Origin of the sequence: Nocardia sp. NPDC005998 (assembly GCF_040614395.1) — a bacterium.
Classification (GTDB): Bacteria; Actinomycetota; Actinomycetes; order Mycobacteriales; family Mycobacteriaceae; genus Nocardia.
Map to the genome: position 1 here is coordinate 40508 of NZ_JBEXUI010000022.1, position 15219 is coordinate 55726.

The 15219-nt window shown below is 63.1% G+C and carries 7 protein-coding genes; 1 reads left to right on the forward strand and 6 read right to left on the reverse strand.

Going from position 1 to position 15219, the window contains the following annotated elements; genetic code table 11:
• The first annotated feature begins 120 nt into the window (after positions 1 to 120).
• Positions 121 to 462 (forward strand): hypothetical protein, encoded by a 342-nt coding sequence (locus ABZ293_RS26075; RefSeq protein WP_355184716.1) that lies wholly within the window; start codon positions 121 to 123, stop codon positions 460 to 462.
• Positions 463 to 689: 227 nt separating this feature from the next.
• Here ABZ293_RS26075 and ABZ293_RS26080 read toward each other — a convergent pair whose 3' ends face one another.
• The 6 genes from ABZ293_RS26080 to ABZ293_RS26105 form a co-directional block, all read right to left on the reverse strand.
• The gene (locus ABZ293_RS26080) at positions 690 to 1451 is read right to left on the reverse strand and encodes a hypothetical protein (RefSeq protein ID WP_355184718.1); all 762 of its coding nucleotides are present in this window, start codon (positions 1449 to 1451) and stop codon (positions 690 to 692) included.
• A 684-nt stretch (positions 1452 to 2135) separates the two neighbouring features.
• Positions 2136 to 3335, reverse strand: coding sequence for a hypothetical protein (locus ABZ293_RS26085; RefSeq protein ID WP_355184720.1), 1200 nt, complete (start codon positions 3333 to 3335; stop codon positions 2136 to 2138).
• Positions 3335 to 7096 (reverse strand): hypothetical protein, encoded by a 3762-nt coding sequence (locus ABZ293_RS26090; RefSeq protein WP_355184722.1) that lies wholly within the window; start codon positions 7094 to 7096, stop codon positions 3335 to 3337. Before ABZ293_RS26090 ends, ABZ293_RS26085 begins: the two co-directional genes overlap by 1 nt.
• A gap of 9 nt (positions 7097 to 7105) precedes the next feature.
• Positions 7106 to 9436 carry a hypothetical protein gene (locus tag ABZ293_RS26095; protein ID WP_355184724.1) on the reverse strand — a complete coding sequence of 777 codons (2331 nt, stop codon included), beginning with the start codon at positions 9434 to 9436 and terminating at the stop codon, positions 7106 to 7108.
• Positions 9433 to 13416: a DUF6603 domain-containing protein gene (locus tag ABZ293_RS26100; protein WP_355184726.1), complete on the reverse strand. Its 3984-nt coding sequence runs from the start codon at positions 13414 to 13416 to the stop codon at positions 9433 to 9435. Before ABZ293_RS26100 ends, ABZ293_RS26095 begins: the two co-directional genes overlap by 4 nt.
• A gap of 310 nt (positions 13417 to 13726) precedes the next feature.
• On the reverse strand, positions 13727 to 14611 hold the full coding sequence (locus ABZ293_RS26105) for a hypothetical protein (protein WP_355184728.1): 885 nt from the start codon (positions 14609 to 14611) through the stop codon (positions 13727 to 13729).
• Positions 14612 to 15219: the final 608 nt, after the last annotated feature.

Sequence of the window (15219 nt, forward strand, 5' to 3'; positions counted from 1 at the left end):
CAGTAGTTCGAGCAGAGAGGCAAAGGGGCCATGATGCGACGTGTACTTCCGGCGAGATCGACGACCGCGAGTCGTTCATCCGCAAGCAGCAGCAGATGTGGGTCGAGAACGAAAACGCTTGTGCTGTTCGTCGGCGCGGTCACCGTCGGCACCGTGATCGGGATGGGGGAGGCGTTCGCGGATCCGGGCGCGCGGTCGGACCATTCGAACAGTCGCAGCGGTTCGAACGGTCGTGACACCACCGGCTGGCATCACATCGATCCGTTCGGCTACCACCACACGCCGCAGAATTCCTTGCGGCGCAACGAACATCAGAACAATCTGCGTGAATACCGCAGCCAGAACGCTGCTGAGCCGGAAGCCACCGGGAACCGACCCGCGGGCGCTACGACGTGGACCCGGGTACCGCGCGCCGACGGCGATGGCTGGACGGTATGCCGCGCTCGAGCGAAGACGTGCTGACGATGGTGGCGAACTCGACGGTGCGCGAGTCATCGACGACAACCGCGCCCTCTGTTGGAAGGCCGCCGGTCCGATTTGGGACTGGACCTTCGATCCCGGTTCACCACGTCCGGGACCGTCGACGCGCTCCGCGAGCCTGTGCTAGGAGGGAAATCTGACCAGATCCGCCCGAGTCGATGAAATGTGGTGTGGCGCAATGTGAGCGCCACCCCGCATTGTCCAAATCCCTATGGTTCCCAGGTGATCCGACCACCCTGGAAATCCTGCGCCTTGCCGCCCTCGTAGTCGTATTCCTCGCCTGTCGGGAGCCCGTAGCGCCCGGCTTCTCCGCCATTGGAGACCCACAGGTCGCGGATGGCGCCCCAGACGACATGCGCTCCGGTCCGCGCGGACCAGTAGATCGCGCCACCGGGGAACAGGTTGTAGCGCCCATTGTCCTTCTGGGTGGCTGCCTCATCGGTGAGCGGGAATCCGAGCGCGCCGCTCTCCCAGCCGTAGGCCCCCCACTTATCGCGGATCGCGCCGCCGATCTGGTGCGCGGCGGTGCCGACGGACCAATAGATGGATCCACCCTGGAAAACGTTGTAGTTACCGGATCCCGTGGGCGTAGCTTGTTGCCGGGTGACCGGGTAGCGCAGCACTCCGGTCTCCCAGCCGAGGTCGCGCCACTTATCGCGGATCGCGCCACCGACCTCATTGGCGCCGGTATCGGGATGCCAGTAGATCGAGGCATTGCGCTCGAACGCCTGATATCGACCGCCATTGGCGGCATCGAGCTCCGGGGTGGTCGGATCGCCGAGCGCTCCCGGACCGCCCACCTGGTCGTATTCGACCTCGATGGCGCCGCCGACGTCGAACGGGCCGACGGGCCGCGCGGTCGCGGTGCCGAGACCGACGCTCAGCGCCAAGGCCAGCGCGGCGGTGGTCGATGTCAATGCCGCCCGCGCGTGCGCTCCGACGGGTCTGTGGGTGCGAAATTGCCGTGCCAATGGAACTCCTGAGCAGGTCGTAGTCGAACACGAACTTCGGTGATGCCGCGATCTGTCGTCAGGTTGTCGACAGCTTTATCGGCGGCCGAGCAATATCCGTTAGCCAACCTAGCTATTCCGTGCTTGGGAGAGGGGCCAGCGATAGGGGATTCGCTTGTATGGAAGCGGTCAATGACCACTCTGCCGATGACGGCGAAGCCGTGAAATCGTAGGCGCCCGGCCACGAACATACCGCAGTGGTGGGCCCCGCTGGGCAAGTGGTGAGTTCGGTGGTCCGCAGTGTCGAGGGAGGGCAGGACGCCGCCCGCGATGTCCGGGCGGCGGGCTTCGTCCCGGTCGAGCGGCGAAACCCCGGCCACCTACAGCCACGGCCGAGGCCGCAACAAGATCGAGTGGCTGCCGCCCAGGTCCTACCGGACATGGGGCGATGTGAGGATGCGTGGCTATACGCCGGACGGCTTGCCGGACACTACTTTTCGCGGACGGTGGGCGGCGCGCAACGCGACGTTCTGCGATCTGATCGCGCGCACGGGACTGCGACTGTCCGAGCAGCCGGCGCTGACGAGGTTCGACCTGCCATCAGGCCAACGCGCCAGCCCCACGAAAGATCCGAGCTAATGGTGGCGTGTCGGTGGGTTGCTGCCGACGCGGGAATCACAACCAGTCGGATGCCGTAATTTTTGGCTACTGATTGTCGCTATTCCGGAGATACCAATTGAATCCATTCTTTCTGTTTTCGGAATCGTCATAAGTTTGCAAGGATACATTCCCGGAATAATCGCGAAATAAATAGAGTGTTTCGCCGTAATCACCGTAACGATCGTTGGACAGTTGATATTTGCCATAACACATAACATCGGTAGTGTCCAGCCTGAGGGATTTGTCGACGTCGAGGCCATTTTGCACCCAAGCGTAGCCTGAAACAGTAAGCGTTCCTTTGACCGTCAGGCCGTAATCAGCTGTCAGGCCGCTCTGAACTTCGGTGTTGCCGCTGACGGTGAGTTTCTGGTGGAGTTCGGTGTCGCCGGTGACGGTGAGTTTTTGCTGGAGTTCGGTGTCGCCAGTGACGGTAAGGCCGGTGAGGATGGGGTTGGTGATGGTGACGGCGACAGTGGCGTATTGGTAGATGGGTTCGAAATTGTTCGGGAAATTCGATCCGGGGGTGAGGGTGGCGCGCAGAGTGTAGGTGGTGTCGTTGGTAGGGGGTTTTTGCGCGGGATGCTTTGGCGGGGGGTTTTTCTGTAGGATGCATTCGGTTGCGGAGTCGTCGAAGACAACTTTCCCGGACCCGTCGTAGATGACGAAGTGGGTGCCGTTGCTTTCCCATGCGAGTCCGATGGGTTCGTCGAGTTGGAACTTGGTCTTCGGAACGGTTGGGCCGCCATATCCGAACGCCAGGAAATTGTTGATGAAGAGGGTTTGCGGCTCGACACCGAGAGTGAATGTGCGCTTTCTGAGCACGGATTTCGCGGTGCCGCTGGTCGCCGACATTTCTAGCACCTCGCAGGCGAGCGGTCCCGTATTGCTCACCGTACCTTTCAAACCGATATCGAATTGCGAATCGAAGGACTTTCCGTCTTGTAGCGACGTGAATTTTTTCCGCCAGTACAGAGCTCCGGACTCTTCGCCGTCATCTCCGGGATCGACATTGCTGCTGGGTTCCCAATTCGCGCTGCTGTACGACCATTCGGGTTCCTCTGCGAAATACGCATTTCCATCGACGTCGTTCTTGGGCACGCTGATCTGGATCGACTTGCAGTACACCGCAGGTGTCTTGGGTTTCAGGACCGAGATCGTGATGCGGCTCGTGCCGTCTGCTTGCAGGGGCGTCGGGTTGGTGGCGAATCGGTAGGTGAGCAGCGGGGGTGTCGGGTTGGTTGGCATCAGTGGTCCTGTTTCGGGTCGTCGAGGTTGGTGGTGAAGCGGAGCAGGCCGTCCATGACTGTGGTCGGGGCGTTGGGGAATTGGGCATCGGGTACCACCGGGGCAAGGGAATGAGGAATCCAGGTGTTTTTCGGAGCAGGTTGCAGCCAGGTCCAGGTGCCGTGTTTTTCGCTGGGTTGGGGGAAAGCGATGGATTTGTCTGTGCCGGGGACAGTGACGAGGGGACCTATGTGGAAGAGGGCCTCTATGTGGTCGAGGGGGGCTTGGATATGGCCGGGGGGTATCGAGATTTCGGCGGTGGGGGTTATGCCGGTGACGGCGTGGACTTTTGCGTGTGGATCCATCAGGAGCAGGAGTTTGGTGGGGGTGGTGGCGGCGAAGGTGAGTTGGAGGTAGTTCGTTGCCGAGGGGCTGGTGCTGGGGCCGAGAGGGCCTATTTGGTTGGCGTAGTGTTGTTTTCCGTCGGGGACGGCGACGCTGTTGAAGTGGTCGAAGCGGTACGCGCCGTGGGTGTCGGTGGTGAAGTAGCCGACGAGGCCGTCGTCGCGGGCCCACTGGTCACCCAGACGGACGGCGAAATCGTGCTTGGTGAATTCCGGCTCCGGGAGTTTCAGGGTTGCGCCCCACCCTGTGGGGAAGATCGGGACGCCGTCGAGGCGGAGGCGGAGTTGTGCTTGGACGAGGGCCAAGGGTCTGCCGATGAGGACCGAGAGGTTGTGATCGGGGCGGGCACCGAGGGGGTCGATGCTCCAGAGGGTTTGGTCGATGACGTCGAGGAACTCGGTGAAATTGTCGGCGTTGGCGAGTTGCGGGGAACCGATGAGGCCGGCGACGACCGGGGCGCGGACAGCCAATTGCTCGAGGGTAGTGAGGGTTGCGTCCGGGGGTGGTTCCCAATAGCCGCCGGTGGTGAGCAGCCGGTAGGTGCCGAGCAAGCCGCCGGCGGGGTCGTAGAGCAACAGGCTGTGGTCGAGGTGGTTGGGCAGCAGCCAGCCGCCGATGGGGTTGGCTTCGGCGTCGGTGCCGACTATGCGGGTGCCGGTCATGCCGTCGAGGAGGTCGAAGTCGAGGCGGGCCGGTTGCAGCAGACGCGGCGGGAGTTGCGCGATGGACTCGATGTCGGGGTCGAGTTTGGTGTCGGCGGCGAAGGCGTCATCGACGACGACCGGGAAGTTCTTGTAGTCGAACAGGCCGGCATATTTGGGGTCGGAGTTGACGACATCCAGGACGCGACCGAACTTGTCGTAGAGGAACAGTTGCTCGAAATAGATTTGGCCCTGGCGGGTTTCGTGGAAGGGGGCGTCGTCGCCACCGGGCAGGTAGGGGACGGTGGAGATGCGACCGCGGTATCGCAGGGGCAGGCCGTCGGAGGTGGCGGCGTCGGGGTAGCCGGCCAGTTCGGCGATGTGACGTTCGTCGGGGTCTGCGGCGACCGGGCGGCGGAAAGCGCGCGGGTCACGGGCTGCCAGGCGGTCGTTGAAGCCGGTCATCTCCTGGGCGAGGAAGCCCCAACCGCCCACGGCGGCAATCCATTTGGTCAATTGCTCGCGCTGCTCGGCGGTGCCGTGGTCGGTGACGAACTTCTCCAGGCGGGCGGCGAACATGCTGCGCGGATGCGGGCTCAGACCCGATATCCCCTTGATGACAACGGGTTCGTCGGGGTCGGGGATCTCGGCTTTGCCGGGGGTGAAGCGGTAGTCGGTGCCGTCGAATGTCCAACACCGTTGCTTGTCGACGAGATACGGGATGGGCAGGTAGCGGGTCTTCCATTCCATGAACAGCGGTTCCCACGGCTGCGTCCAGGCTTGCAGGCCGACGGCGGGCAGGGTTCCGGTGTAGTCGGACGGTTTGTGCGCGGTGAGGATGGCGGTGACGGCATCGGCGGACACCTTCGCAGCAGCCGCCAATGCGGCGGCGTTACCTGGATCGAGCAGGAAGTACTCCGCGAGCAGCGCCAGCACGGTGTCCGGCAGTGCCGCATTGTTGGGGAATCCCGGCATGGCACCTTGACCAGGTGTGGCGGTAATTGCCTTGCCCGACACCGTGACCCGGGTAATCAGGCTGGAACCGTGGTCGTCCACCGCCCGTACCGGCAAGGGCTCGTCGTCTCCGATGACATCGCTCGATGGTTGTATCCCAGACAGTGCTACCACTGGGTTGTTGGGTTGCCAGAATGGTGTTTTCGGGATCGCCTTCAGATTCGCGCCCTCCGGTATCTTACGGGCCTGCGCGAAGGAGCCGATGCCGGCTTGCATGGCCGCGTGCGCTGTCGCGTGCGTGCTGCTCGGATCCGGTTGCGGCACAGCGTTTGCCAGATCGCGCGCCTCGATGGTCAGGCGGCGCACAGTGTGCGCCAGCCCGGGCTGTTCGGGGTCGAGTTCGGCGTCCATTTCGTCGGGGTCGGGCGTGCCGTCCTCTTCGGGATCCACCCAGTCGTATTGACCGCGCTTGAGCCACAACGCATTCAGCCGCCACTGCGCCGAGGCCAACTCGCCCAGCTTCTCGTCCAGGGCACGCTGGGTGTCGTTGAGTCTGTCGAGCCAGTTCGGGGCGACGATGGTGCGGGGTGCGCCGTCGGGTGAGGGCGGTGGGGTGAGCGTCCAGTGGTATCCCCCGCCAGAGGCGTCGAACCACGAGCTGCGAATGCTGCGCTGTACCAGCGCGTCTCCTCCGCTCTGGTCGGCCAGCGGCAGGACGCCGTGCAGGAATGCGCGCAGCAGCTGCATTTCGGCGGGATCCAGGGGCGCGACGCCGTTCATGGCGCGGCCGGCGAGGGCAGCGAAGGCATCCTCGGTGGTATTGCCGATCGCGGCGTCGAGAGCACCGCCGTTGCGGACCTGCCGCAACGGACTTTGCGGTGCAGATTTTGGGTCCCATTTCACGGTGAGCGCATTTCCGGAGTACAGGCTGCGGGTGGCCGGTGTGACCTTGGCGTCCTGGGTGGGGTTCCCGGTCAGGCGCGGGTCCAGCCATTCGAGCCGCTCCAGCAGTTCCGGATAGGTGAACCCGGACGGCAGTGTCGCCAGCACGTCGGCGCTCGGATTCGAATACCAGCCGACGACGTGATAGCCGAGCGTGTCCGCCGCGGGAACGTCGGCGAGGTCGTCGATGAAGGAGAAGATATTGCTGTTGTGCGGTGTGTAGGAAGGAAAGTAGGGGTTGCCCGCGCCGATGGCGGTCAGGAACAGCGGGTCGGTGGCGGCACGTTCCTTCCACGATCCGGCGGCCTGTGCGTCGAACGCCATTCCGATCGGGACCCGGTAGGTGCCGAGGGCCACCGTGGTGGGACTGGCATTGTTGCGGTAGGGGTCGCGACTGGCTGCCCACGCGGTTCTGGTCGCCTCGCCGATCACATGATCGGTGGAGTACGCCAGATCATGTCCGCCGTTCTTCGCGTCCTCGGACCAAATGCTGTGCGGGCAGTCGCTTTCGATCACCCAACTTTTGGCCTTGCGCGGGTTGGTGCCGCTGAAACGGGTGAGCAGCCAGCGGTTGGGAACCAGGGGGAAGGTGAGCTCACCGGTCATCTGATCCTGGATGCCGTGGCGCAGACCGCGCGGCAGCGTCCAATGCAGGTGGACGCCTTTGCCGTTGAGCTTCGGATCGCCGATCTGATTCTCGCCCTCGCCGGGGTCTGGACTGCTGAAATTGTCGAGGGCGGTGTAGCTTTCGCGCCAGATACGGAAGGTGTCCTCGTCCAGGACGGCTTGGGTGACTACGAGCGCATCGAGTGAAACGGGCACTACGAGGGTGGGGCGCATGCTGATTCCTTAGCTGCGGTCGGGGCCTTCGAAGCCGATCGACTCGGGCACCCGGACCATTTGCAGGGCGAGGTCGGCGGGGCCGACGGGCGCGACGGATCGTTTGTGAGCGTCGGCGAGTGCGCATTCGAGATTCGGCACGAGGCGACTCAGATCGAGAACCCGGTAGCCGAGGCCGGACCGCACGTTGTCGAAGACCGAGAACTTCAGGTCATCGGGGAAGGCATCGCCAAGGTGCGAGCCCTTGGAATCCTTGGACGGCAACAGATTACGCAAGGGGATGTATCCCTCGTCGTCGACACCGAAGCGGAACCCCTCCTGGGGCTCGCGCAGCTCGACAAGGGAGGGGATGCCCTCGAACAGGCACAGCAGCACGTTCGGCGAGAGATGGTCCATGCGCAGTATCGGAAGGCGCTTTCCCGCAGGGTCGTAACCGCGCACCGCCAGGTTCGGCCAGCCGGAGACGATTGCCGAACGCAGTAGGAATCCAGAAATGCTCTGCGGCGCCTCGGCGTCGGCTGAGCCACGCGGACGGTGTGCGGCCACTCCACACGACTCGTCCCGATGCGCCAAGGCATTCTGCGTCGCTGACACCCGAACGTAGTCGCCGACGATCCGATCCTGCACGCCATCGCGGCTGGACTGTGATCCGATGCTCAGCGCACCGGATACCAAGGCGTTCAACCAGTTCCAGTCGAGGTGGAAGAATCGTAGCGACTCGACCGGCAGGATGGCCGCTTGCGGGACGAGCTGGGTGAACGGCACACCGTAGAGCAGTATCCGCTGCCCGAGCCAGGCTGCGATCGGCGCGAGGTGCTCCGACAGCGGCGGCTGGCCGATGGCGGATTGCAGGGCCGCTCGGGTTTGCGGCGAGTCGAGGAAGCCGGCAAGCGCGGCATGCTGATCCGGCGGTGGCGCGACAGGTGCGGGTGGGGTCCACGCCCTACTGGGCCTGGCGGGTGCCTTGCCCAGCGTGCTCATGAGATTGCCGTTCAGCATGGCACCGAACGCCGCGACCGCGCTCGACGAGCCAGCACCGGCAGGCAGATGCGTGCTGACGTATTGCTGATAGAGCTTGTCGACCACACCGCGCGCGGCTCGTTTCAGCACCATGAGGTCCTGCGCGAACGCCGAATCACCGACGGCCAGAGCCCTTCCCATCTCGAATGCGGATGCGAGAGAGACATCGAAACTGCCCCATGCCGGGTCGTAGCCGATGAGCGCGTCCGACGAGGTCGCGGTGGCCGCCTGCGGTGTGGCGGCCGGAACGACCGGGGTGAACGGACCCCGATACCAGGCGTACGTGGATTCCCCCGAGCGCGTCGAATATGGCAACGGCACGAAACCGTCATTGAGCCGGCGGGCCACTTGGCGTTGTGGCGCAGTGGAATTCGTGGTGTCCGGGTAGGGCGAGGACAGTCTGAGCCACATCTGTTCGGCCGGAGCGCGGGTGGCCGAATTCGGCAGACACGCCAGAGCCTCGGCCAGTTCGCGGAAGTCGCCCTTCGGGTCGGAGTAGCACCAGAACGACCAGCTGCACAGCGACAGCAGCGCCACCGAGCTGTGCCCGCCGAAGTTGGGGTTGTCCACCAGCATCTTCTCGTGACCCTCGAGCGAGACCAGGTGCACGATGTTCTTGGTTCCGGTCGCGGCGTCGCCCGCCGTGGGGAATCGAGACGCGACAACCACCGAGAACAGGCCGTCTTCGGCGATGCCCAGGATCGGGCGGTCGGCTGTGTTCGCGCCTCGTGCGTGCGTAAGGTAGTGCGCCTCGGTGAGTCTCGGTGTCACTGCGCGGAAGGCATCCGCGGTGACCTGGATGTAGCAGCAGGGTGAGTCGGTGGCGATATCGGGTTCGCGGGACAGCGCGGGCTTGAGGACGCTGGAGTCCTTGGCGAGGAAATCTTGCACGGTGGCATTGATGGTGCGGGTGCGATCGGTGATCGCACCGACCAGTTGGTCCTCGGTGAGAACCAGCAACGCCAACCACGGTGTGCCGTCCTTGGCGGCCATGGTGCGCTCCCACGGCAGCATCGGATCACCCAGGACCACGTGCGGCAATACCCTGTCGAACTGGCCGCTACTGGAATCGGCCGGCTGTTTGGCCAGCACCGCGCCGGGATCGATCGAGATCTGCGGGCCGCGGACCGTGAACTGCTGTGTGGCGTGGAACTTTCCGTCCTCGATGATCGATGAAGCATCGGAGCCGGTCCCCGTCAACAGATCATGGGTGACCTCGATCGAATAGTTCCCGGCTTGCAGGCCCGGCAGATAGTTGTCGTGCAGTTCGACATCGCCCGGTGGAATCGTGTCACGGGCGAGATGCGGGCGGCTGCTCATGACGGGTTCCCCGCTTTCTGGACCATCGGTGCCTGAGCGAACAGGTGAGTGGCCTGCGCGGCCAGGGTTGCCAGGTTGTCGTTGCCGCCGGTGTAGAGGTTGGCGGCCAACAGCGCGGCGAAAACCTGATCGCGGCTCTTCTTGGCTGGGTCGGCCGCGGCCTTGGCAAGGTCCGCCATCGCGTTCTTGTCGGGCGCGGACAGATAGTCCTCGTTGTCGGCGGAATGCTGCGGCAGCGGCGACAGGCCGGGCTGGATCTCCTCGAATGCGTAGGTGCTGAGCGGGAATACGCCGCGCGACGGTGCGAGCGTCGGGCGTGGTGCCTGCACCTGATAGCCGACCTGCTGGTCGGAGACGACATCGGCGCTGGGCCCGCCGGGCGTGTGGACGAACGGTGAGGGCGGTGAACCCCACAGCGACGCGGGCAGATTGTGTTTGCCCGGGGTGATGGTCCACCCGTCGGTCTTGATGTCTCTTCCGTTGTGCTGCAACGTCATTCGATGCACACCGGCCAGACCCGTGCGGTTCATCGGCCGGATGTCGATGCCGGAACCGTCGCCCGGCTGCGGGGTCAGCGGTGCGGTACCGATCCGCAGATGACTCGCAGGGATCGCCGACTGGGTGGTGAAACGCAAGTCGCGTGCGCGAACCAGCCAGCGTTTACCACCCGAACTCCCGGCATCAGGGACGGCGCTGTCCAGGCCGCTCACCACAGTGATCGCGAGCACCTTGTCCCGCGCGGGCAGCATGGCCGAAACCTCTCGCCACGTCAGGGGTTTGGCTGGCAGTGCACGACCGTTGTCGCCGAACGCGATGGTCACTTTGAACACGAGAAGCTTCACCGTGACGGTGCCGCCGAACGGTGTCCCCCACAACCGCAGCGAGGCACCGACCGATACCGAGAACGTCTTTTGGACACCCAGGACGGACATCGTGACCGATGCGCCGATCTCGATGCCGATACCTGCGGTGAACGCGAACGGCCGCCACGACACCAGCAGATCGGCTTGCGCGGTGAACCACGCTTGGACCGGACCCCACTGATACAGCACCTGAAGGTGCGTGCCGGCCATCGCACACGACGGGGTCACCGCCAGATAGGCCTCAGCGGTGATCGACACCATGCTGCTGACCGCCCAGCGGATACCCAGGCGCGGGACGGCCGGGAAATAAGACGGCACCTGGAACGCCGGGTGATACCCACCGAGGGTGAAAACGAACTGTCCCGCATGAGGATTCGAGCCGAACCACAGGCCAGCAGCGAAACCGCCGGTGAGATGGCAATCCTTGGTCAGAACGTAGGATGCCGCCGACAGTTGAGCCTGCGCCTGCGCGATACCGTCGATCGGCCGCAGGGTGGCTTCGAGACCGAGCTCGGCATAGACATAGATTTCCGCCGACTCGTCCTTCAACGGAAGTTGCAGAATCGCGGTTCCCAACATGGCGAAAATCAGGTCGTGGCCGAACTCGGCGGCCAGGACCACGGTCGCCGTCACCACCTCGGAAACCGTCAGCTGCGCGCCCACGCCCAGCCAATAGTTGCCTTCCCTCGGCGCAATCCACTCCTTGGATGTGCCACCCGGTGCGGCCGGCTTACGACCCTCCAAGACGTCGAGGACATCCATCGCCTTCTGGCCCGGCTTGTCCAGCACCAGCAACGGGAAGTTCGGAACCTCCGCGGCAGACGGGATCTTCAAGTCCCGGTTGAAGCCGAAACCGGCCATCAGCGCGGTAATGATCAGAGGCGGCTCACCGATCGGCACATCGAGCTGCGCGAAGACGAACAGAGACGGCTTGCCGTCGGACGCAGACGACTTGCCGTTGGATAGCTGCGCATACGACCCGACCGCGGACAGCGAAAACTTTTGCGTCTCGACGACAGCGGCACCGTCGTATTGGAAATCAATACCCTTCGGCGGATTCAGAACATGCAGCAGCGCACCGGAAACCGTCAGAGACGGATTGGTGAACGCCACCCCCAGACCCGACAGCGCGAACGTCGGCTCGAACTTGTCCAGCGGCGACCCCACCGCCAGACCATCGAAGCTCAAAGTCAACGGCCCCAGCTTGACTGCGGCATCGAGCGCGAACAGCAGCGCATTGTGCTGATAGATCAATCCGATCCGATCGACCTGCAAGATACCGAGCTGCTTTTGCACCTGCACCCACACACTCGGCGAATTCGACGGGGGCGCGGCACCCGCGGCCAGCACCACCGATTGCGGCGCACTGGCCGCCGCAGGCAAACCCAGAGCCACGGGGACTGGTTCGCCACCAAGCATCAACGTCGCCTGAACAGCTGGACCGGCCTTCAGCCCCCCGGCCGGTATCGACTGCACTTTGGCAATCCGGAGCAGCGTGTTGACGGAGTTGGCCGTCGCGGAATCCACGGCACCGGTGCTGTACAGCACCTGGAGATCGTCGATGCTCAGCGTCCCGATCGAGGCCAGGAACCCGCCCACCAACGGCAGATTCGCCAGATCCAGGCTCATACCCAGATCGAACCCGACCAGCAAACTCGGTTGTCCCGCCCCGGTTTTCACCCGGATGACCTTCGCGTCGCGCAGACCGACCCGCAGGCCCTCGGGTACCACCACCGCCAGATCCGTAGAGAATTCCCCGACCCACTCCCGCAGATCCACTTGCGCACCGGTACCCACGGTGGTGTAGGCACCGATCACGGTCTGGGTATTGCCCTTGGTGTCGAAGAGCAGATCCAGTTCGAAGCTGCCGACGATCAGGCGTCCGCCGTACTGGGCGTCGCTCTCGGTGCGCGTGATGGTGGCACCGATCGACGCGGTGAGAGTGTCGGTAATGCGGATGTCGCCGACACAGGTGAACCGGAAATCCTTGCTACCGGCCTTGTGCGAAAGCCACAAACTGTTCAGTTTCAGGCTCGAAATCGGCTCGGGTACAGCGCGTTTCAGCTTCAGTGCCGGAAGCAACGCCGCCATTGTGACGGCCTCGCCCGCCGGGATGCCACCTTCGAACATCCAGCCGCCGTCCGCGCCGGGTGTGCGTGCCGCAGTGATCTCGATGGGGATCGACCCGGCGATGTTCACCGTTCCCGAAAAACGGCCGACGATCCCCTCATCCGGGCTGTAGGCCAGCGTCATCGAAAGCTCTTCGATCGCGAAATCGACTATCTTCCAAGTACTGTCGAAATCCATCGACAGCTCGTAGATACCGCCGAACCCGCCGCTGAAACGCAACTCCCGAATCTTGAGACCGATCGGCACCTGCGGTGTCAGCAGACGGAATCCATCGAGGAGACGCGAGACATCGATCGCATCTTTCGATACACCCGGCTTCAAACTACCGGTGATGTACTTGTCCTCCAGCCACAGCGCAACGACCAAGTCGACATCGCTGGGGAACGGAAGCTCGGCGGTGACCCCTGTCGATGCGACCACATAGGTGATCGGCGTCGCATCGGCCTTCTTCTCGAAGCGATAGTCGAATCCCAGAACCTCACCCAGGGTGAGCTTCAGATCTTGCAGCCCTTTCTGCAGATCCGCCAACCGATCCTTGACGAGTAGCTCGACGAGCGTGGCCAAGGTGAACGCCTTGGCCTGCACCGACCGCACGGCCGCGCGCAACTCGCCGGATTCGTTGCCGGTGAGTGTGGAAACCACTTGCGTCCCAAGGAATTTGCCACTCAGTGCGCAGGTGACCGTGCCGTCCTGCAAAACCGTGACCGTCATCCCGGTCACGGTCGTGGCGGGGGCTGCGGCCGCTGGCCAAGCCTGCTCGGTCCATGACACTGAGACCGTCAGCGACTTTCCCCCCGTGAGTTCCGGAGCCAGCGGCCCCCCGGCGACTTGGATCTTGCTGCCAGCGAACGTGCCCAGCATGGCTCGCAGCTGATCGGGCAGCTGATTATCGGACGAGTCGAGAACCGGCTTCCCGCCCAACCCGATCAAATGCTCTCTCAAAGCGTTCAGATCGGGCGCGCCCTGTTTTTGCGGCAAATCATTCATGACCGACCCCTCCATCGCGCCCCTGAATCGCCCAGAGCTTCCACGGCCATAGTCGCCGCGTCCACGGGCCGCGCCTGCGCCGCGCACGTCACAGACAGCGTGAGCTGTGAATGACTCGCGTCGATCTCCGGCCTGCCCGAACCCACCGCAGCCTGCACCTTCCGCCCCGTGAAAGTGGTCAACATCTCCCGCAACCGATCAGGCAACGCGGCATCCGCCCCGTCAAGAACCGGCCGGTCACCCAATCCGATCAGGTGCGCCTCGAGTTCATCCAGATCTACCGAACCCCGATTCCCCTGCAGGTCCCTCACTACAACTTCCTCCATCTGGCCCCGTTCTTCCCCAGGAGTTCTGCGGCCATTTCTGGAGTGACCTCCCGACCGAGATATTCACATTTTTCCTTGCCATTGTCAGCCTTCTTGCTGAAGTTCTGCCAGCTCGTTATCGCATGGATAAATTCTGGCGTTTTCTCAGGCCGTGATTCGTCCCAGTCATAGCCCGAACGGAGGAATTCGTTTTGCCCCATTCCCGCGACCCATTTCGCGCTGAGTCTTTCCTTGTATAGGTCGAACCGTGCCATTTCCGATGTCATCTTGGCCAGCAGGTGCAGCGCCTTTTCGGCATTATTGATGCCTTTATTTATCTCATCGCCAGTGGGTTGACGATGTTGGGTAGTCTGGATCTCCTTCAGCGGGTACAAGTACTCATAGAGATCGCTCGCGCAGTCGAAAAATCTAGTTTTGGAAAGCTGGTCTCCGATTGTTCCACCATATGACAGATCGATGTAGGGCCCTCCGCGTCGTCCTGGGGCGCTACCCAAATAACCCCTACCCTTGGCCGGGAGCAGACTCATCGGGCCCCCTTTGTTGAACTCCTCCCGAGTCCAACCCGCCATGAAAAAAACTTCGGGTCTATCGGCGTCGCCGTCGGGATCGTCGCCGTCGATAGTCCATGCCCGAAGATAGAGGTTACTCTTCTGGAAGTACAACCCGACTTTCCGTTGACGTCTGCCCGACTTGCTGTACCGCTCGCCGGCAGCGAGTTCTATCCGGAAGAATCTGTCATCCGCCTCCTGACTTTTACTGTAATCCTTGTAACGCTTCCGCAGGAAGTCGATCATATTGCGGTACTGTTTGGAGCCTGTTGATGCCTCCCAAAGACACGGTTCGTCCTTGTCCTCGTCACTCAGTGTCATGACCGTACTCTTTCATCGAACTAAAGCCATGCGGTCTCCGGAAGATTTGCAACTCGGTTGCGCCGCGATTATTACATCGTCACGCACGCAGGAAGTCCGGAAGTGTCGGGTAGGATGCGGTGGCGGCTGCGTACTCCACAAAGATGCGATATTCCATCGCCTCACCCCTGTATCGATTATCGGAATCCTGCGAATCCGACGGTCGGGTCACGCGCTTCCAAAAACAAATCAAAAGACCGGAGGAGTGAGTTCCCGTCGGCGTCCTGGCGGTCGAGAAGGCGGCAACGACACGGATCGCGGTGCGTGCGCTGAAAGCTGTTGCGGAAGTGGTGTTTTCGCCGGCCGATCGCTGCGGCGGTGTGGTGGAGGTGGATGCGCTCGGCTGAACGCTTCGGAGTCGATGCCAATGAGATCGCATCACCGTGCAATTCCCGGTCCGGAGTTGGACGCGAGGTGCATGGTGCTGACGTCGGGGCGCACAGAGCCATCCATGACCTATATTTCTGCGTCAGGTCCATTCGGGTCCTTGTCGATGGATTCCGCAGTGGTCTCCTGAGTATGCAATTCTTGGTCGTGAGGTAGCCGAGAAGTCGGGTGCCCCCTTGGAA